The organism is Arsenicitalea aurantiaca (assembly GCF_003994485.1).
GTDB lineage: Bacteria > Pseudomonadota > Alphaproteobacteria > Rhizobiales > Devosiaceae > Arsenicitalea > Arsenicitalea aurantiaca.
In genome coordinates this window covers 442,837-461,141 of sequence record NZ_RZNJ01000001.1, presented here as the reverse complement: position 1 = coordinate 461,141, position 18,305 = coordinate 442,837, and the positions used below count along the sequence as shown (strand labels likewise).

17 protein-coding genes and 1 tRNA gene are annotated in these 18,305 nt (G+C 63.9%); 2 read left to right on the top strand and 16 right to left on the bottom strand.

The features are described 5' to 3' along the window. Positions 1 to 3 precede the first annotated feature (3 nt). Positions 4 to 975, bottom strand: coding sequence for a Bug family tripartite tricarboxylate transporter substrate binding protein (locus EMQ25_RS02290; RefSeq protein WP_127186928.1), 972 nt, complete (start codon positions 973 to 975; stop codon positions 4 to 6). Positions 976 to 1,249: 274 nt separating this feature from the next. Here EMQ25_RS02290 and EMQ25_RS02285 point away from each other — a divergent pair, with 274 nt between their 5' ends. Then, positions 1,250 to 2,167 (top strand): substrate-binding domain-containing protein, encoded by a 918-nt coding sequence (locus tag EMQ25_RS02285; protein ID WP_127186927.1) that lies wholly within the window; start codon positions 1,250 to 1,252, stop codon positions 2,165 to 2,167. A 239-nt stretch (positions 2,168 to 2,406) separates the two neighbouring features. Here the strand turns inward: EMQ25_RS02285 and EMQ25_RS02280 are convergent, their stop codons facing one another. The 7 genes from EMQ25_RS02280 to EMQ25_RS02250 form a co-directional block, all read right to left on the bottom strand. Next, positions 2,407 to 3,429: an amidohydrolase family protein gene (locus EMQ25_RS02280; RefSeq protein ID WP_127186926.1), complete on the bottom strand. Its 1,023-nt coding sequence runs from the start codon at positions 3,427 to 3,429 to the stop codon at positions 2,407 to 2,409. Between the two features lie 17 nt (positions 3,430 to 3,446). Then, a complete protein-coding gene (locus EMQ25_RS02275) occupies positions 3,447 to 3,974 on the bottom strand; it encodes a tripartite tricarboxylate transporter TctB family protein (RefSeq protein WP_127186925.1) in 528 nt (175 codons plus the stop codon). Then, positions 3,971 to 5,467, bottom strand: coding sequence for a tripartite tricarboxylate transporter permease (locus tag EMQ25_RS02270; RefSeq protein WP_127186924.1), 1,497 nt, complete (start codon positions 5,465 to 5,467; stop codon positions 3,971 to 3,973). The genes EMQ25_RS02275 and EMQ25_RS02270 overlap by 4 nt, the downstream gene beginning before the upstream one ends. Positions 5,468 to 5,533: 66 nt before the next feature. Beyond that, positions 5,534 to 6,514 (bottom strand): Bug family tripartite tricarboxylate transporter substrate binding protein, encoded by a 981-nt coding sequence (locus tag EMQ25_RS02265; RefSeq protein WP_127186923.1) that lies wholly within the window; start codon positions 6,512 to 6,514, stop codon positions 5,534 to 5,536. A gap of 29 nt (positions 6,515 to 6,543) precedes the next feature. Next, complete coding sequence (locus EMQ25_RS02260; protein WP_127186922.1) at positions 6,544 to 8,202, bottom strand: thiamine pyrophosphate-binding protein; 1,659 nt, start codon at positions 8,200 to 8,202, stop codon at positions 6,544 to 6,546. Continuing rightward, positions 8,202 to 9,014 (bottom strand): hypothetical protein, encoded by an 813-nt coding sequence (locus tag EMQ25_RS02255; RefSeq protein ID WP_127186921.1) that lies wholly within the window; start codon positions 9,012 to 9,014, stop codon positions 8,202 to 8,204. The genes EMQ25_RS02260 and EMQ25_RS02255 overlap by 1 nt, the downstream gene beginning before the upstream one ends. Positions 9,015 to 9,185: 171 nt before the next feature. Further along, positions 9,186 to 10,121, bottom strand: a complete 936-nt coding sequence (locus EMQ25_RS02250; RefSeq protein ID WP_127186920.1) for a LysR family transcriptional regulator — start codon at positions 10,119 to 10,121, stop codon at positions 9,186 to 9,188. A gap of 125 nt (positions 10,122 to 10,246) precedes the next feature. Here EMQ25_RS02250 and EMQ25_RS02245 point away from each other — a divergent pair, with 125 nt between their 5' ends. Next, positions 10,247 to 10,891, top strand: a complete 645-nt coding sequence (locus tag EMQ25_RS02245; protein ID WP_127186919.1) for a 4-carboxy-4-hydroxy-2-oxoadipate aldolase/oxaloacetate decarboxylase — start codon at positions 10,247 to 10,249, stop codon at positions 10,889 to 10,891. Positions 10,892 to 11,015: 124 nt separating this feature from the next. Here EMQ25_RS02245 and EMQ25_RS02240 read toward each other — a convergent pair. The 8 genes from EMQ25_RS02240 to EMQ25_RS02205 all read right to left on the bottom strand — a co-directional run bounded on the left by EMQ25_RS02240 (position 11,016) and on the right by EMQ25_RS02205 (position 18,294). Continuing rightward, positions 11,016 to 11,089: transfer RNA gene (locus tag EMQ25_RS02240), tRNA-Gly, on the bottom strand. Positions 11,090 to 11,174: 85 nt separating this feature from the next. After that, entirely contained in the window at positions 11,175 to 12,272 is a 1,098-nt protein-coding gene (locus EMQ25_RS02235) for an ABC transporter ATP-binding protein (RefSeq protein WP_127186918.1), read from the bottom strand. Between the two features lie 25 nt (positions 12,273 to 12,297). Continuing rightward, positions 12,298 to 13,131, bottom strand: coding sequence for a carbohydrate ABC transporter permease (locus EMQ25_RS02230; RefSeq protein ID WP_127186917.1), 834 nt, complete (start codon positions 13,129 to 13,131; stop codon positions 12,298 to 12,300). Then, complete coding sequence (locus tag EMQ25_RS02225) at positions 13,128 to 13,988, bottom strand: carbohydrate ABC transporter permease (RefSeq protein ID WP_127186916.1); 861 nt, start codon at positions 13,986 to 13,988, stop codon at positions 13,128 to 13,130. Before EMQ25_RS02225 ends, EMQ25_RS02230 begins: the two co-directional genes overlap by 4 nt. Positions 13,989 to 13,992: 4 nt before the next feature. Next, positions 13,993 to 15,111 carry a mandelate racemase/muconate lactonizing enzyme family protein gene (locus EMQ25_RS02220; protein WP_127186915.1) on the bottom strand — a complete coding sequence of 373 codons (1,119 nt, stop codon included), beginning with the start codon at positions 15,109 to 15,111 and terminating at the stop codon, positions 13,993 to 13,995. Between the two features lie 105 nt (positions 15,112 to 15,216). Next, a complete protein-coding gene (locus EMQ25_RS02215; RefSeq protein ID WP_127186914.1) occupies positions 15,217 to 16,497 on the bottom strand; it encodes a type 2 periplasmic-binding domain-containing protein in 1,281 nt (426 codons plus the stop codon). Positions 16,498 to 16,607: 110 nt separating this feature from the next. Next, a complete protein-coding gene (locus tag EMQ25_RS02210; RefSeq protein WP_127186913.1) occupies positions 16,608 to 17,444 on the bottom strand; it encodes a MurR/RpiR family transcriptional regulator in 837 nt (278 codons plus the stop codon). Positions 17,445 to 17,526: 82 nt separating this feature from the next. Continuing rightward, positions 17,527 to 18,294, bottom strand: coding sequence for an SDR family NAD(P)-dependent oxidoreductase (locus EMQ25_RS02205; RefSeq protein WP_127186912.1), 768 nt, complete (start codon positions 18,292 to 18,294; stop codon positions 17,527 to 17,529). Positions 18,295 to 18,305 lie beyond the last annotated feature (11 nt).

The following is an 18,305-nucleotide window of genomic DNA, read 5'->3' as shown; positions in this document are numbered from 1 at the left end:
CCCTTATTGAACCGGCGCCATGGCACCGGCCGCGAGCGGCGCGAACTGCGCGTAGGTGGCTTCGAGATCGGCGGTGAGCGCATCCCCACGCACGAAGGTCATCTCCATGGAACGGCCGGCGAAAAACGCCTTCACCGTCTCGTCGTTCATCGCCCCCTCGAGGGCGTCGGCGAGCGTCGAGACAACTTCGGGCGGAGTGCCGGCGGGTGCGTACCAGCTGTGCTGCACGCACAGCGAGGAATCGGGGTAGCCGAGTTCGACGCCGGTCGGGATGTCCTGGGCTTCTGCGGCACGCTCCGGCGCCATGGCGAACAGGGCCTTCAGGCCTTCGGCCTTGTACTGGTTGTACGAGCCCACCGAGAGGGCCGTTGCCTGGATGATGTTGCCCTTGATTGCCGCGATGTTGTCGACCTCGCCGCCGATCTGGGCAAAGCGCAGCTTGGCTTCGGGGTCGAGGCTTTCGACGACGAGACCGGCCATGTGGATGGCGCCGCCCAGATTGGCGCCGAAAACGATGGTGTCGGGATTCTCGCGCGCGTCCTGGAGGAACCCGGCGAGATCGTCATAGGGCGACGAGGCGCTCACGGCGAGCACGTGACAATAGCGGGTGGTCCCTGCGATGGGAGCGAAATCGGCAAAGCCGTGCTCCCACATGCCGGCAGCCTGGCCCGAGAGCAGGCCGAGGTGGTGGAGCAGCAGCGTGTGCCCATCCGGCTTGGCACTCATCACATGGCGCGTGCCCACCGTGCTGCCGGCGCCAGCCATGTTCACCACGGTGATCGGCTGCGAGAGCGTGCCGGCCTCCCCGATGGCGCGCTGGAACGTGCGGGCGAGCAGATCAGTCACGCCACCCGGCGCGTAGGGTACGATCACCTTGATTGGCTCGGTGGGGAAGTCCTGGGCATTGGCGCCGGTGGCCGACAGCGCGGCGCAGCCAACGACGAGGGTGGCCGCGAGGGCCTTGAGCAGGTTCATTTCATCCTCCTTGGTCTTGTCCAAGCCTAGGATGGTGACCGGCGCTGCCTACCCAGATTATTGCGCTATCAGCTAGTGCGATTCGGGAATGACCCCGCTGGCTTCCCGAGAACGACCCTGGTCCGGGCGTGCGGGATGGGCGCTCAGATGCGAAACATGAAAGCTGCTATTCCCACAAGGCTATGGAAAGCCCCGGGTCGCCGGTTCAGTCTCCGTTCTGCGCGAAGTCCGGTCCCGATCGGACCGCGCTTGATCCCATGGACGAAGGCGACCGATGACCATGCAAGACCCCGACCTGAACTCTGCGGGCGTCGATAGCGCCCCCCTGAAATTAAGCCTCGTGATCGGCGACGAGCCCATCACCGCAGCCATAAAACGGGGCGACATCAAGAGCGACATCGTGGATCTCGACATCGTTCAGGTCACACCGGTCCACACCGCATTCAAGCCGATGGCGCGTGAGCTCTGCTACGACGTCTGCGAGATGGCGATCGTCACCTATCTGATGGCGGTCGATCGCGGCATCCCCATCACGCCAGTTCCCGCAGTGATGCTCGGCCGCCCCCAGCAGCCATTGTTCATACAGAACAGGACGTTCGGCACCTTCGGCCCCAAGGACCTGCCTGGCAAGCGCGTCGCGGTGCGGGCCTATTCCCAGACCACGGGCGCCTGGATCCGCGGCATGCTCGGGGACGAGTACGGCGTCTCCTTCAAGGACATAAACTGGGTGACCTTCGAGGGCGCACACGTCCCCGATTTCGACGAACCGTCCTGGGTCATCCGGGCCCCTGAAGGCCGCGCACTGCTCGACATGCTCAAGACCGGCGAAGTCGATGCTGCGATCACCGAGAAGACGGCCGACCCTGCACTGGTGCCGGTGATCGACGACGCCGATGCCGTGGCCGAGCAATGGGCCGAGGCACACGGCTTCTCCCCGGTCAACCATCTGGTCGTCATCCGAACCGAGCTTGTGCGGCAGCACCCATGGCTCGCTGAAGAAATCTATCGCATGCTGAAGGCCAGCAAGGACGCCGCCCCTGCCCCCGCCGGCCGCGACCCGATGCCGTTTGGCGTAGATGCCAACCGCGAGGCGTTTGACCTGATCGCACGCTACGCCTTTGAGCAGGGCATCGTGTCGAAGCGGTACACCACGGACGAGCTCTTCGAAGGCACCCTGCGCGAGCTTAACTGACCGTCAGGCGAGGCGCGGAGCAACCGCGCCTCGTCCGCCCTCGGGCTTCCAGGCAAAGTGCGCTGGAAGACCTCGCAATCAGTGGGCCAATTCGGCTTCGGCCCTGCCGCCTGAGCGATCATCGCTCGTTCGAAATATTCACAGTTGCCGTGTGCCGATTGCGGCGGCGAGCGCCGCCCTATCCCGGACCTGTTCTTTCGGGTCCGGGACGGTGACGGCGCTTAATCAGGTGCCCTGGCCTAGAGACCGCGGGATTTCAACTGGGCGTCGAGCCGCGGATAGACCCGGCGGGCATTGTCCTCGAAGATCGCCTGTCGATCCTCGGCGCTGAGGTCGAGCTCATCCATGTAGCGCTTGGTATCGTCGTAGTGATGGCCCGTCCGCGGATCGATGCTGCGGATGGCACCGATCATCTCGGACGCGAACAGAACGTTTTTGGTCGGGATGACCTTGGTGAGCAGTTCGAGACCTGGCGTGTGATAGACGCAGGTATCGAAAAAAATGTTCTCAAGCAGATGCTCTTCAAGAATGGGGCGCCCGAGGTCGTGTGCGAGCCCACGGTAGCGGCCCCAATGATAAGGGACCGCCCCGCCGCCATGGGGAATGACGAACCGCAGCTTGGGAAAATCCCTGAAGATGTCGGAGGTCACGCACTGCATGAAGACGCTGGTGTCGCCATTGAGATAGTGCGCGCCGGTATGATGGAAGTGCGGATTGCAGGACGAACTGACATGGATCATCGCCGGCACGTCGAGATCGCAGAGCGCCTCGTAGAGCGGATACCACCAGCGATCGAACATCGGCGGATCGGTCCAGTAGCCCCCCGCCGGATCGGGATTGAGGTTGCACCCGATGAAGCCAAGTTCCTCGACGCAGCGACGCAATTCCTCGATGCAGTTTTCAGGCGAGACGCCGGGCGACTGGGGCAATTGGCAGACCCCGATGAAATTTTCGGGGAACATCTGCACCACCCGGTGGATGGTGTTGTTGCAGGCCTCCGCCCAGTACCGGCTCATGGTCGCATCGCCCTCGTGATGGGCCATGGCCCCGGCGATCGGCGAAAAGATGGTGAGATCGGTGCCACGTTCGATCTGGAACTTGCGCTGCCCCTCCAGAATGCTCGAGCGGATGGCATCGTCGGAGATCCCCGCCGCCTGGGCGACGATGCGGTCGGGCGGCACCTCTCCTGACAGCTGCTGCTTGCGGAAGGCGAGCAGGTCGCCGGGAACCGTGGTGTAGTGGCCGTGAATATCGATGATCATGAGCGTTCCATCTGTGGCTAGCCGAGAAAGCTGGTGATGCCGGCAGGTAGCGGCACCCTCAGCCAATGAACAAAGAGCAGGTAGACACCGGGTCCGCCGATGAGGGCGCCGAGCACCGCCGTGGTCCATCCGGTACGGCCCACGAGTTTGAGCATGACGAACATGATGGCCATCAGCGTCAGCGGAAAACCGAGAGGGCGGAGCAACAGGCTCGCAGCGAGCAATCCCCCCACGATTCCGGCCATGCCCAGATAGCCTTGCCGGTCCGCAAAGAAGCCCGGCGGCGGCAATTCGGCGCGGCCCCATCTTGCGCCCACGAACATGATGAGGGCGAGAACGATGAGAGAGGCGCCGAGCCAGAACGAGAAGAAGCCGGGGCCCGGACCGAGCGAGGTGTAGAAGCGCAGCCCCAGCGCCTGCCATACGATGAAGGCTCCGAAGAGCACGAGCAGCAGGGCCGCGATCTGATGCACGCGCCGCATCGAAGTCGGCTGCGGCCAGAGGCCGGCGTCATCGGGCTCGTGTTCGGTGTCAGGGTCGGTCATATCTCGCTGCCTCCCCCACGCAGGTGACGCACCGAATTGAGGGCCGAGAGTGCGATCGAGGCGATCGCAAGGACGATGAACCCCAGCGCGATCGGCCGGTTGACGAAGATCATGAAATTGCCCACCGACATCTCGAGCGACTGGCGGAGCGCGGCCTCGAGCAATGGCGTGAGCACAAGCGTCAGCACGAGCGGGGCGACCGGGATATCGAGCTTGTTGAACAGGTAGCCCACAATTCCGAAGCCGAGCATGACGATGACGTCGAAGGTACTGTTGTTGAGGCTGTAGGCCCCCAGTATGCAAAAGCAGAGGATTGCCGAGAGCATGATGGCCCGCGGCACGCGCAGCAGCGAGACCCACACCGGAATGAAGGGCAGGTTGAGCACGAGGAGGATCAGATTTCCGACGAGCAGGCTCGCAATGATCGCCCAGACAAAGGCCGGTTGCTCGACGAACAGCGCGGGGCCGGGCGTCAACCCCTTGACCATGAAGGCGCCGAGCAGCAGCGCGGTGACCGCCGAGCCGGGTATGCCTAGGGTGAACAGTGGAATGAGCGAGGCGGCGGCGCTGGCATTGTTGGCAGTTTCAGGGCCGGCGACACCTTCGATCGCACCCTGGCCAAAGCGTTCCGGGGTGCGGGACAGCCGGCGCTCGAGCGCATAGGACAGGAAGGTCGGCACGATCGTGCCGATGCCCGGGACGAGACCGAGCACGAAGCCAAGCCCGGTACCCCGTGCAATCGGGGCGGCAGAGGCCCGGAAGTCGGTCGGCGATGGGAGAAGCCCCCGGACCGCCGGCGTCGGCTTGTTGCGATAGCGCGCCTCGACGCTCGACAGCAGTTCACCGATCCCGAACAGCCCCATGACGACCGGCACGATGCCGAACCCGTCCAACAGTTCGGTGATGCCGAAGGTAAAGCGCGGGGCGCCGAGCACGGGATCGATCCCGACCTGGGCGATGAGCATGCCGATAATGGCTGCGATAAGCGCCCGGACAAGCGATTTGCTCGCCAGCCCCGTCACGAGCGACAGCCCGAAGACGAGCAGCGCGAAAATTTCGGGAGGCCCGAAGGCAAGCGCCAGACCGGTCAAGGGCAGCGCGAGGAAGACGAGCCCGAACGTTGCGAAGGTACCGCCGATGAACGAACCGATCGCGGCGATCGACAGCGCCACCCCTGCCCTGCCCCGCTTGGCCATCTGGTAGCCATCGAGGCAGGTGACGGCGGACGCCGCTTCGCCCGGCGTATTGATCAGCACCGAGGTGATCGTGCCGCCATACATGACACCATAGTAGATCGCGGCGAGCATGATGATCGCGCCGGTAGCGTCCATGCCTGAGGTAACGGGAATGAGGATGGCGATGCCGGCCGCAGGACCGATCCCGGGCAGAACCCCGATCATCGTGCCAAGAAGGCAACCCAGGAATGCGAAGAGCAGATTGCCCGGTTGAAGAACCGTCAAAATGCCCTCGAAGAGGAGATGGAGCGTTTCCACGGTGGCTTTCGGAATGTCTCTGGTGTCGGGGTGGGCCACGCCTCCAGCGGCGTGGCCCGGAGACTTCTACTGCTTGGCCAGTTCGATCAGCGGAGCGTAGCGTTCTTCTGCCTCGATCCAGCGGGCGGTATAGTCCTCGGGCGACTCCCAACCGATCGAGTTGCCCGTGTCGGCAGCCGCCGCGATGATCTCGGGGTCTTCGAGCGCGGCCTTCAGCGCCTCAGAGAGCGCCGCCTGCGCTTCGGCAGGAATTCCGGCTGGCGCCACGATGCCGACATCGGGGGCGTAGGAGGGCACATCGAAGCCCTGCGAGACCGCGGTCGGCACCTCGTAAGGATTGTCCTGGTCCGAGAGCACCGCGAGCGCGCGCAGCTGACCGCCTCGACTTTCGAGCTGCGGCAGCAACTCGTTCATCGCAAAAAAGCCCACTGCGACGTGCCCGCCCAGGGTCGCGGTGACCGAAGGTCCCCCGCCCTGGAAGTTGACGAGCGCGAAATCGACCCCTGTTGCCTGCTCGAAGCCGATTGCGGCCAGATGCCCGGTCGAGAGCACGCCCGGCGTAGCTGCCGTCAATACGCCTGGATTTGCGGTGGCGTGCTCGACGAGCTGGCCGAGTGTCTCGAACTGGCTATCGGTACGGACCGCCAGCACGCTCTCCACGACGAAGGCCGGCCCGATCGGCGTGAAGCTGTCGCGGGTGTAGGCGGACTGGCGCTCAGGGTCGAGATAGGCAAGCGAGGTCGGAAAGATCTGGAAACCGATGGTGTAGCCATCCGGGGCAGCATTGGCCAGTTCGGTCATGCCGATCTGGGACGATGCGCCAGGCCGGTTTACGACCTCGATGGGAACGCCCAGCGCTTCGGACATTTTGGGTGTGATGCGCCGCGCGAAGGCGTCGGTGCCGCCACCGGCGGTGAACGGGACGATGGCGGTGATGGTCCGCCCTGGCTCCGGCCAGCTCTGGGCCGCCGCTGGCCCCGAACCGATCGCCGAAGCGAGCGCCGCGCCGGCAATGCCGGCCAGCAGGGTGCGTCTAGACAGTCTCATGGTCTTCCTCCCTTACGCGCTTTCGCGCTTCATATTCTGGATTTGCTAGCAGCGACTTCGTCGCGCATGGGCGGCGTCATCACCTGGTCCGAGACGTGGACGTCCCAGATGGCTGCCACCTCGCCCGCTTCGTATCGGGCCATCAGGTCCGGCAGTTGCTCGATGCGGGTGACCGTGGCGCCGTCAGCACCGAACGCCTTGCTGACACCCTCGAAATTGGGGCGTCCGAAGATAGCGTTGGCATCATCGACGCCGTCGACACGAAGCTTGTGGATCTCCGCGCCATAGGCACCGTCATCGACGCAGACGATGAGCAGCTTGATGCCGTGGCGCTGCAGCGTCTCCATCTCCTGGATGTGCATGAGCAGTCCGCCATCGCCCTCCACCAGCACCACCTTGCCGTCCTTGCGCGCGGTGGCCACCCCGATGGCAAAGCTCATCGCATTGCCGATGGCCCCGAAGGCGCGAACCGCATGATAGTTCTGAGGCGCCATGCCGCGCATGGCCGTGTGCCAATAGGCCTGGTGGGCCGATCCCGAGACCAGATGATAGTCCTTGGGGATGATCGTCTCGAGGGCCTCGAAGACACGGCGCGGATCGAGCGTGCCGTCGGTAATGGCGTAAGGCGTCGAGTCGGCGGGACCTTCGCGCAGGCGGCGTGCGACATCATCGGTTCGGATCGTGGTTAGGGGCTGATGGCCCTCGAGCCGACCGAACAGTGCCTCCCCGGCAAGCCTCGCGTCGGCACGGAGCATTGTGTGGGCGACCACGAGCCCTTCCTTCAGCGCCTGTGGCGCGATGTCGACCTGCACGATTTCGGCATCCGGGAACATCCGGCCCCCATCGAGGGTGAACCGGGAGAGCTGGGCGCCAAAAGCGATGACGAGATCCGCATCGCGCGCGATGGCCCGCGATGCCTCGCGCACATAGCCGCCCACGATTCCGAGCGAGAAGGGATGATGATCAAAAGCGCCCTTGGCAAGAAGCGAGGTGCCCAGGAGCGCACCCGTCCGGTCGGCCAGAGCTTCGATTACCGCAAGGGCGTCGGCTTGCACCGCACCATTTCCTGCAACAAGCACAGGATGACGGGCGGCGGCGAGCTTCTCGGCAAGCATTGCGATTGCGGCCGGATCGGGCGGCAACGCTGTGGTCGGAGACAGGAACTCCAGCGACGGCCGATAAGGCGGCAGGTTGGGTGCCTGCATCTTCTGAATATCGAGCGGCACGCCGAGGACGATCGGCATCGACTTGGTCCGCGCGAGATAAAATGCCTCGCGCACCTGGTCATGGATGCGTGCGGGGCTGTGCACGGCGATGTATTCGGCCCCGCACGCGCGCGCGAGTGGCGCCTGGTCCATTGCCTGCAGGGCCCAGGACGCGCCGAGCGACGTCTCGCCGGCAAAGCAGACCAGCGGCACATTGTTGCGCGCGGCCGTCGTCAACCCCGTCATGACCTGGGTGAAACCGGGGCCATGCGTGACCGAGCAGACGCCCGGCTTGCCGGTGGCGCTCCAGTATCCCATCGCCATCAGCACCGAACAGTGTTCGTGCCGTACGCCCACCGTGGTCATGCCAGGAAGCTGGTCCATGGCCGTCATCCAGTGCATGTTGCCATCGCCCATCAGGCCGAACTGGGTATCGACGCCTTCCGCGGCAAAGGCTTTCGCCAGACTCTCGTAGATCAGCATTATTGGTATTCTCTCCTGCCGGGCCGGGTACGCTCTAGCGCGTCGCCCTCGTTGTCGATGGGCCGCAGCGTCACTTCGATGGGGTGGAAGTCACCGAGCCGCGCGCGAATGGTCTGGCCCGGGGCGACGGGCAGCAGGCCGCATAATGAGCCGGTGGTCAGTATGGTACCGGGCGCGATCCCCTGGTCCCGCACAGTTTCGGCATAGGCGAGTGCGTAGAGGAAGGGATCGCTTGCAGCGTGACCGCCGATGCCGGAGAAACTCTCGATGCCATCCACCGATACCTGCACCGCAAGCTCGGCAAAGTTCACGCCGAGCCAGTTTCGCCGAAAAGGGCCATAGGCAAAGGCGCCGGCGTTCAGCCCATCGGCTATACGCTCGAACTGGCTGCGACGCATGAAGTCATGAAAGCGCGTGCCCACGAGATCGAAAGCTGCGCAAGCCTCTGTGGCCTCTGCCACACGGGCGGGATCATAAGAATCGGGAGACGGCAACAGCCCGTCCGGGAAGCGAAAGGCGATCTCGGCTTCAATGCCGGCGAACTGCCCGGGAGCTGCATCGAACCTCGCCGGGCTGGGTCGACATACTGCGCTAGCCAGCGTGCCCCGAAAGACGACGCCCCCAGCAAGGTTGACCTTGATCGCACCGATGTCCTGGCGCAGCGCCTCGCGAACCGCATCGTGAACGGCGTGCGCATCTTCGATGGCCTCAGGCCGGATTCGCTCCGGCAGCGCGGAGAGCCGGGTCCCGCTGCGGCCTGCTGAGATGAGCAGGCTCGCCGCTTCAGCAATCTGATCCCGAGACAAGCCCATCGATACGCCCCGACCTTTCCCGACGTGTTCAACACCGCATCGCCCTCAGCCCGGCGAGCCGGGGCGAAAAGGGAAGAACCAGTCCGGACTTTCCCTCCGGCTTGCTGGTTTCAGCAGGTGAAGCCAGTTAAGATGGAGGGGTGAGGCGTCGGTAGCCGACTTGCCGTGCTATCAGCTATAATCATTAGAGACCGACGGCGCCTCGCTGAGCACGGAAATGACGACTTCCTGCAAGATCGAAGCGATCGCCGACGAAATCGAGCTCAGCGGCCGTTCGACCGGAAAGGTGATCGCCGCCTCATAGGTCAACTCCGGCTCGACAATCGGGTCGCTCCGAAAATCACCGCGCTCCAGTTCTTCAAGGATGGAAAAGCGGGGAAGGATCGCGCCACCGATGCCGGTGCGCACGAGCCGCTTGATGATGTCGATTGAATCAACCTCGATCACGGGCTGCAGGCTGAGGCCCTTCTCCGCCGCCCCCCGCTCTATCAGCGAGCGTAGCCCATTGGCCTTCGTGGGGATCACGAGGGGAAGTTGCAGCGCTTCAGCAAGCGTCATCGCATTGCCCTCGTTGACTGCAGCGTCCGACACGCTGTGAACCAGCTCCATGCGGCTCGTGGCAAGCGGCTGGTAGACGAGATATTTGCTGGTTTCGGCTGCGGTGGACACGATGCCGAAATCCACGCGCCCCGCGATCACCCACTCATGGATGGCGTCTGACATGCCGACCATGAAGTTGATACGCACATTGGGATGAAGCTGGCGGGCGCGCAGCAGCAGGTCGGGCACCACATGGGCGCCGAGCATGGGCATCATGCCGATCGTCACGGTCCCTTCGACGACGTCGCGGTAACTGGTGACAGCCTGTCGCATTTCGTAGAGATCGTGAAAAAGCAGGCCCGCCCGACGAAGCAGTTCGCGTCCGGCGGCGGTCGCCTCGACCCCGCGGCCGTCACGCACGAATAAAGCCACGCCCAGATCGCTTTCGAGCAGCCTGATCTGTTTGCTGAGTGCCGGCTGGGCGATGTTGAGCTTGGTGGCCGCCTTGGTGAAGCTGCCCGATTCCGCAACCTGGATCAGATAGCGCAACTGCTGCAGCTTCATCATGCTTCCCTACTGGGTCCGTATCTAGCTGATAGAAAAAAAAACACCCTTCAGCCGGGCTTTCTGCCCCTCTAGCAGAGGAGGCACATTTGACGCAGGCGTCAAGATCGTAAGCTACGGACAGGGAGATGGAAATGACACTGGCGGAGAAGCTGGCGGCCCTAGGAAGGCTTGGATCGGCCACCATTCACGAGGCGCAGGGCCGCCGCGGTGCGATGGATTCGGGCATCAAGCCGATCGATCCGGGCATGCGCCTTGCGGGTCGAGCCTTTACCGTCGACAGCGAACCCGCCGACAATCTGATGCTGCACTATGCCCTGACCCGCATGCAGGCCGGGGATATTCTCGTCGTCGACGCGAAGGGCTTCATGGAGTCCGGCATCTGGGGCGATGTCATGACGGCCGGCGCGCAGGCCGTTGGCTGCGGTGGACTGATCGTCGATGGCTGTGTGCGCGACGCCCAATCGATGGTCGATTCCGGTTTCCCGGTGTTTGCGCGGGGCCTGTCGATCAAGGGCTCGGGCAAGCGGCAGGTGGGCAAGGTGCAAAAGCCGATCCTCTGCGGCGGCACGATCGTACGCCCGGGGGATATCGTGGTGGGTGACCGTGACGGCCTCGTCGTTGTGGATGCCGACGAGATCGATGAGGTCATTCGTCTCAGCCAAGCGCGCGAACAGAACGAGACGGCCCTGCGCGCTCGCCTGGCCGCGGGCGAGCGTACCTACGACATCATGGGACTCGACAAGTTCCTGCCGGACGCCGCCAAAATCTGATTGGCGCCAAAGGTATCGCAATGCCCGAAAGCCGGAACCCGTCGGCGTGGCGACCGCGAGGCCAACCCCATGGCAAAATGAGCCCCGAGTGAGCGGCGGCTGACGAATATTGGCAATTTCGGCTTGGAGCGGGTGAAGGGAATCGAACCCTCGTCGTAAGCTTGGGAAGCTTCTGCTCTACCATTGAGCTACACCCGCAACGCCCCCGTATGTGCTGCAAATCAGAAGCGGCGTCAAGACGGCCGGTTGTTGAGAAAGTTACAGCCGACAGGTCTGGCTGGCGCTAGCCGGCGATAGCACGGCCGCTAGCGTTGAAGAGGCGGATGTCCCCTTGGCGATAGTGGAGATTAAGACCTTGTGCGCTTCCCACTGCTTCCACGCCCGTCCCGCCACTTACCGCCACCGCAATCTCTCCAATCGTGGTTGACAGATAACAATACGCCCGATCGCCGAGTTGCTCAATGCCGAGAACTGTATAGCTCCCGCTGTCCAGAGTGAGCACCGAGCCGCCCTCCAGCGGGTGCAAGGAAAACGCCTCGGGCCTGAGCGCGATCGCGGCAGGCGCCTCAGATCCCCAGGCAGCGAGCGGCACATGCACACCGTTCTCGAGTACTGCCGCCCTGTCTGAGCCTTGCCCAAGCGTCTCGGTGACGTCGATAATGTTCATGCCTGGTGAGCCGATGAAAGTCGCGACGAACCGCGACGCGGGCGCACGATAGATGTCGAGCGGAGCGCCCACCTGTTCGATATGGCCGTCCTTCATCACGACGATCTGGTGGGCGAGTGTCATTGCCTCAACCTGGTCATGAGTGACAAACAGCATGGTCGCGCCCAGTTCGCGCTGCAACCTCGCGATCTCTAGCCGCATCTTCACCCGCAATTCAGCGTCGAGATTGCTAAGCGGCTCGTCGAAGAGATAGACGTCGGGCTCGCGAATGATCGCACGACCCATCGCGACGCGCTGGCGCTGGCCACCAGAGAGGTCGCGCGGCAGCCGGTCGAGATAGGGCTCGATCTGCAGCATTGCGGCTATGGCGCGCACGCGAGTGTCGATCGTCTCGGCCGCCTGCCCCGCCATGGTCAGCGGAAAAGCAAGGTTCTTGTAGACGCTCAGATGGGGATAGAGCGCATAGCTCTGGAACACCATAGCGCAGCCGCGCTGCTTGGCCGGCACGTCATTGACCCGCCGCCCGGCAATGGCGAGATCGCCGCCGGTGATCGGCTCGAGCCCTGCAATCATCCGCAAGAGCGTCGATTTCCCGCATCCCGAGGGTCCGAGCAGCACGGTCATCTTGCCCTGCGGGATGTCGAGATCGACCCCGTGCAGCACCTCGACATCGCCATAGGCCTTGCGCACCCCGCGCAGTGTAATCCCAGACATTGCATTCCTTCCGGCGAACTCGCCTTTATCCCTTGACCGATCCGGCCGTTAGCCCAGCGATCAGATAGCGCTGCATGGCCACGACGAAGATGGCGACGGGCACCAGATGCAGGCTCGCCGCCGCGAACAGCACCCCCCAGTCCACCCCGGTGACCGACCCCATCATCTCGCTCAGCGTCATTGGCGCGGTGCGCGCATTGGTCGATGAGAAGATGAAGGCAAAGAGGAACTCATTCCAGGCAAACACCGTGACGAACACCGCCGTCGCCACCATGCCTGGCGCCCCGAGCGGGAGGAGGATCCGCACCAGCGCCTGCAATGGCGACGCGCCATCCATGGTCGCCGCCTCGTCCAGTTCGCGCGGGATCTGGTCGAAGAACGCCTTCATGATCCAGGTCCCGAGGCTCACATAAAAGCTTGCGTAAAGGACGATCAGGATGATGTGCGTGTCGTTGAGCCGGACTGCGTTGATCCAGGGAAAAAGCGGCAGCGTGATCACGATGGGCGGAAACAGCCGGATGATGATCATGAAGAAGGCCGAGCCGGTCAGCAGCATGCCGCGATGGCGCGAATAGACGTAGCCCGCCAGCGAGCAGACGATCACAGTCAGCGCCGTGGCGCAGGCGGTGATGATGAGGCTGTTGCCCAGCGCTTGGAAGAACTGCGGCCACTCGTTGAACAGGCGCACGTAATTGTCGAGCGTGGGGCTGAAGGCAAAGAGCTTTGGCGGGATCGCGAAGATGTCGCGCGATGCCTTGAACGAGGAACTGACCACCAAATAGATCGGGAAGGCCGACCACAGGATCACCATGGCGAGGGCGACATGGCGCCCGACTGCGCCCAGCATGCGCGTGTTCATGTGAACATCCTCCGGTACATCGCCCTCAGGTAGAGTGCGGCGATAGCAAAGGAGAGCAGCACCATGGCCCAGCCCGTGGCCGAGGCGACGCCGAAATCATGGTAGCGGAAGGCGCTGCGATAGAGGTAGACCGCCAGCACTTCGGTCATCCGCGCCGGACCGCCTTCGGTGAGGAGCCAGACTTCCGAAAAGATGCGGAACGCAAAGATGTAGCGGAACATCACCGCGACCATGATGGCGGGCATCAGGAGCGGGATGGTTACGTGCCGGAAAATCTTCCATGGCGAGCCGCCATCGAGGTCGGCGGCCTCGTAGATGTCCTTGGGCAGCCCCAGCCGGGCAGTGTAGATGAGGATGAAGGTGAAGGGCAGGTTCTGCCAGACACTGATCAGCACGACAAGCCCTAGCGCATGGGTCGGGTTGATCGCCCATTCCACGATCGGCAGCCCCATGCCCTGTAGCGCAAGGTTGACGATGCCCGCGCTCGGGTCGAACACGTAGCGCCACATGACGATCGCCACCACCTCGCTTACCGCATAGGGCAGCAGCACGATCGCGACCATCACCTTCGTCATCGGCACGCCGCGCGCGAACAGCAGGGCGATCGCCAGCCCCAGCGCCAACTCGATGTAGACGATGAGGTTGACGATCACGAAGGTATTGAGCGAGGCTCGCCAGAAATTGCGGTCTCCCAGCAGGGTCAGGTAGTTGGCAAAGCCGACGAACTCAGCCGTGCCCCCGAAGGTCGCGCTGTGAAAGCTCAGCCAGCCCACATAGAGCGAGGGTACGAGGATGAACGCGATCAGCAGCAAATGAACCGGCGATATGAGCAGATACTGCCCGACCCTGCCGAACATGGTGTCACCCTTCCGAGCGGAGCTTTTCGACCATGTCGAAATCGAGTTCGATCCCCAGCCCCGGCCCCTGCGGCACCGGCACGAGCCCGGTCCTGGTGTCGATCGCGCCGACCGGCTCGGTGGCCAGTTGGTCGCGGAGCGCGCTCGGGAAGATCATGCTTTCAAAGATCGTGAAATTGGGCATGGCCGCCGACAGCTGCAGGTTTGCGGCCGACGAAATGGCCCCGCCGCCGCCGATATGGGGGGCATAGCCGACATTGAACGCATAGGCGAGATTGGCGATCTTGCGCGTCTCGGTGATGCCGCCCGCCCGCGTGCAATCGGGCTGGATCATGCCCACGGCGCGCGACGCGATAATCTCGCGGGCCCCGAACGTTGTGTGCTCGCTCTCGCCGGCGACGATGCGCATGGGCGAGGCCGCACGCAGCCGCTTGTAGCCGTCGATGTCCTCAGGCGCGATCGGCTCCTCGAGCCAGTAGAAATCGAGCTCGTGCAGCGCCCGCGCCACCCTGATTGCATCATCGAGGTCATAGGCGAAATTGGCGTCGGCACAGAGCTTGATGTCGCTGCGCACCATCTCGCGCACCTTGCGGCACCACGCGATTGCCTCGTCGGCCGGTGCGCCGAGCTTGGCCTTGATCATCTTGAAGCCCATGGCGGTGGCCGCCTCGATCTGCTCGGCCGCCTTCTCCTCGGCGCTCCACGAGATCGAGGAGGCATAGGCCTCCACTTCGGTACGGCCGTACGTGCCCAGCAGCCGGTGGATCGGCTGGTTCAGCGCCTTGCCCATGATGTCCCAGAGCGCGATGTCGATGGCCGAGATCGCTTCCATCATCATGCCGCCCGACTTGCCGCTATGGATGCGGAAGGCGCGCTGCCACAGCGCCTCGACGGCGAACGGGTCCTGCCCGATATAGCGCGGCGCCAGCAGGTTTTCGATCATCAGCCCGTATGATTGCGGGCAATAGCGCGCCAGCCCCTCGCCATAGCCCTTGATCCCCTCGTCGGTCGTCACCTCGACGAGGATGATCGAGATCGAGGGATAATCCCCCCACCAGGTTCTGTGCTCGCCCGGCGCGATCGGCATGGTGAGCGGGATGGCTTTGATCTCGGCGATTTTCATTCGGTTCTGGCCTGTCCAAGAATTTGCGTGGATGCGCATAAAGGGCGCAAGGAAGGGACCGGAGGCCGGCATCGGCCTCCGGGATCGTCTTTGGGGATCAGCCGGTCAGCGCGGCAGCAACGGGCGCAGCTGCGCGGCGAGATCTTCCATCGCCGCCTCGGGCTCGACGAAACCGAGCACGGCGCCCTCATAGGCCTCGCGGATCAGGTCCGCCGCGCGCGGCGCTCCGTCGAAGGCCGGCATCGGCACGCGGGCCACGGCCAGGGCGCGAGCCTCCTCGGCCGCATAGGGCAGCGTCGCGATATATTCGGGATCGGCATAGAGCGAGGCCCGGGCCGGCCCGTTGCCATTGAGCGCGGCGGTGCGCGTGGAGGCGCGCGAGGACATGTGCTTGATCAGGCTCCACGACCGTTGCTTGTCGGTCGCGTTGCGCGGGATGACGTAGCTCCAGGATTCGGTTCCCACCGGCGCAACCTCGAACTCCCCCGCCAGCTCTTCGGAAATCGGCACCGACGTCGTCTTGATGCGGCCCGGAAACTGCGACCGCTCGGGGTCGTTGAACTGCGCGTTCCGGCTCATATTGGTGATCACCATCGCCGCGCGCCCGCCCTGAATCCAGGTGCTTGCCTCTTCCTGGAGCAGCGCCGGAAATTCCCGGGGGAAGGCGCCGTCTTCGAACAGCGCGCGCAGCGCCGTGATGGCTTTAACCATGGGCGGCTCGGCCGCCGTCACCTCATAGGCGCCGTTGATGAAGTCCCCGTTCCAGGCGCGCGCCATGTGCACGATGTTGGAATAATTGTTGGGAATGACGAAGCCGACGACTGGCGTGCCGTCGTCGCGCGTATAGGTCAGCTGCCGGGCATAGTCGAGCAGTTGCTCCATGGTCTCGGGCGGCCCCGACAGGCCCCGCTCCTCGAACAATTCCTCATTGTAGTGCAGCCCCGCCGTCGCATGGCGCATGGGGATGCCCCAAAGCTCGCCGCCAGAGCTTACCGCCTCAACCATGCCGGGGAAGAAATCCTCGAAATCCTCGATCGGATCGCGCTCCATATGCGCGTTAAGTGGCTCGAACAGATTGAGCGCGGTGGGGTTGGCCCAAGTGTTGAGCATATAGGCGAGATCGATCTCGGTCGACCCAAGGCTTGCCTCGCGGAACAGCCGCTCCTGCAGCGGGCCGGTGTCGTAGGTCAGCCATTCGAGCCGTGCGTTGTTGGCGGCCGCCCATTCGGCGGTAATCGAGCCGGCCGGCCCCTCCGCCACGCCCTGATGCACCCGGTGCGACAGCACGTTGACGACGTCTTCCTGCCCGAACGCGGCGCGCGGCAGCATTCCAAGGGCGGTGAGGCCGGCGGCGCCACCCAAGAGCGCCCTGCGTGAGATAAGCATGCGTAATCCTCCCTCGCGATCCGTTTCCCTCTGGATCGCAAATGTAGTTTTATGCACACATCAGAATGCGGTCAAGCCGGTCGCGCCGCGAATTTGTGTAGTAAAACTGATTATTGCGGAATGCGCTTGTCGAGCAGCGCTTCCTTCATCGCCTGCATCCGATCGCTGATGCCGGGCCCACGCCGCACGGCCAGCGCGGTGGACAGGATGTCGACCACCGCGAAATGCGCCAGCCGCGTTGTCGTCGGGGAATAGACAAAGGTGTTTTCCACCGTGTCGACCGCGATGGTGATGTGCGAGGCCTCGGCCAGCGCCGAACCGTTCCTTGTGACCCCGATTACCGTTGCCCCGGCCTTGCGCGCCTGGGTCGCGCATTTGACGATGTCGGTCGTCTGCCCGGTGAACGAAAAACACATCGCCACGTCGCGCGAGCCGAGCCCCGTCGCCGACATGATCTGTAGGTGCGAATCGTGCTGGAATACTGCCGGCATCTCGAGAAACATGAACTTCTGCTGCGCGCCATAGGCGACGACGCTCGACGGGCCCGTACCGAAGAGGTCCACCCGATGAGCCTGCGCTAGCACCGTCACCGCCCGCTCCAACAGCGCCGCATCGAGGCTCTTGGAGAGCGTCACCAGCGCCGAGATCGTCGAATCCAGCACCTTGCGGCTGATTTCAGGCATCGGGTCGTAAGGATTGACCTCGTGATGGACATAGGGCGTGCCCGCCGCGAGATCCTCGGCGAGCCGCAGCTTGAAATCGGGAAACCCGGTGCAGCCGAGCTTTCGGCAGAGCCGGATCACCGTCGGCTCGCTGACCTTGGCATTGGCCGACAGCGTTGCGAGCGACAACTGCGTCGCCGCGCGAGGCGCCTGCAGGATGTAGTCGGCCAGCCGCAATTCGGCCGGCCCGAACCGGGGGCGCTGTTGATCGAGGTCGCTGAGCATGATGCTACCGTTTTTGTAGAACTACACGCTTATGCCCCGGCTCGATTTTGTATGCAACAGCGCCGGTAGTGGCTCGGCTGGATCACGCCATGTAGAGCCCGCCATTCACATCCAGCGCCACACCGGTGATGTAGCTGGCATAATCCGAGGCAAGGAACAACACCGAACCCGCCACGTCGGCGTCGCTCCCCACTCGCCCCATCGGCATCTGCGCAATGGCGCCGGCACGCAGGTCCGGATCGACGACACGCCCCTTGCCTTCCCAGTCGATCCAGCCTGGGCAGATCGTATTGACGGTGATCCCGAACGGGCCGCACTCGCGTGCCATGCTGCGCGAATAGGAGATCACCGCGCCCTTGGCCCCGGCATAGGCGGGCGAGGTGCCGATAAAGGCCTTGCCCGAGCGTCCCGCAACCGAGGAGATGCAGATGATCCGGCCCCAGCCGGCCGCCTTCATCGCCGGCAGCACGGCCCTCGCGGCGGCGACATAGGCGCGCACGTTGACGTCGAACACATATTCGTATTCGTCGTCGCTCAGTTGGTCGGCCGGCTTGGCGATACCGCCACCGGCATTGTTGACGAGAATGTCGATCGTACCGAACCGGGCCTGCCCCGCCTCCGCCATCGCCGCGATCGAACTTGTGTCACCGACATCGCACTGCACCAGCAGCGCCTCGGACCCGGCCGCCTCGATCTCGGCCACGGTGCGTTCACCCGCCTCGCGGTTTGATTTGTAGTTGATGACGACGCGCGCCCCGGCCTTTGCCAGTAGCAGAGCCGAGGCCCGGCCGATGCCCCGCGAGGAGCCGGTGACCATGGCGACATGGCCGGAAAGATCGATGTCGATCACGAGAAAATCCT

Coding starts and splice junctions, on each gene's coding strand:
- EMQ25_RS02220 (WP_127186915.1), bottom strand. CDS start 15,111: ATGAAAATCGCCGAGATCAAAGCCATCCCGCTCACCATGCCGATCGCG.
- EMQ25_RS02230 (WP_127186917.1), bottom strand. CDS start 13,131: ATGAACACGCGCATGCTGGGCGCAGTCGGGCGCCATGTCGCCCTCGCC.
- EMQ25_RS02275 (WP_127186925.1), bottom strand. CDS start 3,974: ATGACCGACCCTGACACCGAACACGAGCCCGATGACGCCGGCCTCTGG.
- EMQ25_RS02235 (WP_127186918.1), bottom strand. CDS start 12,272: ATGTCTGGGATTACACTGCGCGGGGTGCGCAAGGCCTATGGCGATGTC.
- EMQ25_RS02215 (WP_127186914.1), bottom strand. CDS start 16,497: ATGCTTATCTCACGCAGGGCGCTCTTGGGTGGCGCCGCCGGCCTCACC.
- EMQ25_RS02250 (WP_127186920.1), bottom strand. CDS start 10,121: ATGATGAAGCTGCAGCAGTTGCGCTATCTGATCCAGGTTGCGGAATCG.
- EMQ25_RS02280 (WP_127186926.1), bottom strand. CDS start 3,429: ATGATCATCGATATTCACGGCCACTACACCACGGTTCCCGGCGACCTG.
- EMQ25_RS02265 (WP_127186923.1), bottom strand. CDS start 6,514: ATGAGACTGTCTAGACGCACCCTGCTGGCCGGCATTGCCGGCGCGGCG.
- EMQ25_RS02285 (WP_127186927.1), top strand. CDS start 1,250: ATGACCATGCAAGACCCCGACCTGAACTCTGCGGGCGTCGATAGCGCC.
- EMQ25_RS02225 (WP_127186916.1), bottom strand. CDS start 13,988: ATGTTCGGCAGGGTCGGGCAGTATCTGCTCATATCGCCGGTTCATTTG.
- EMQ25_RS02210 (WP_127186913.1), bottom strand. CDS start 17,444: ATGCTCAGCGACCTCGATCAACAGCGCCCCCGGTTCGGGCCGGCCGAA.
- EMQ25_RS02290 (WP_127186928.1), bottom strand. CDS start 975: ATGAACCTGCTCAAGGCCCTCGCGGCCACCCTCGTCGTTGGCTGCGCC.
- EMQ25_RS02255 (WP_127186921.1), bottom strand. CDS start 9,014: ATGGGCTTGTCTCGGGATCAGATTGCTGAAGCGGCGAGCCTGCTCATC.
- EMQ25_RS02260 (WP_127186922.1), bottom strand. CDS start 8,202: ATGCTGATCTACGAGAGTCTGGCGAAAGCCTTTGCCGCGGAAGGCGTC.
- EMQ25_RS02245 (WP_127186919.1), top strand. CDS start 10,247: ATGGAAATGACACTGGCGGAGAAGCTGGCGGCCCTAGGAAGGCTTGGA.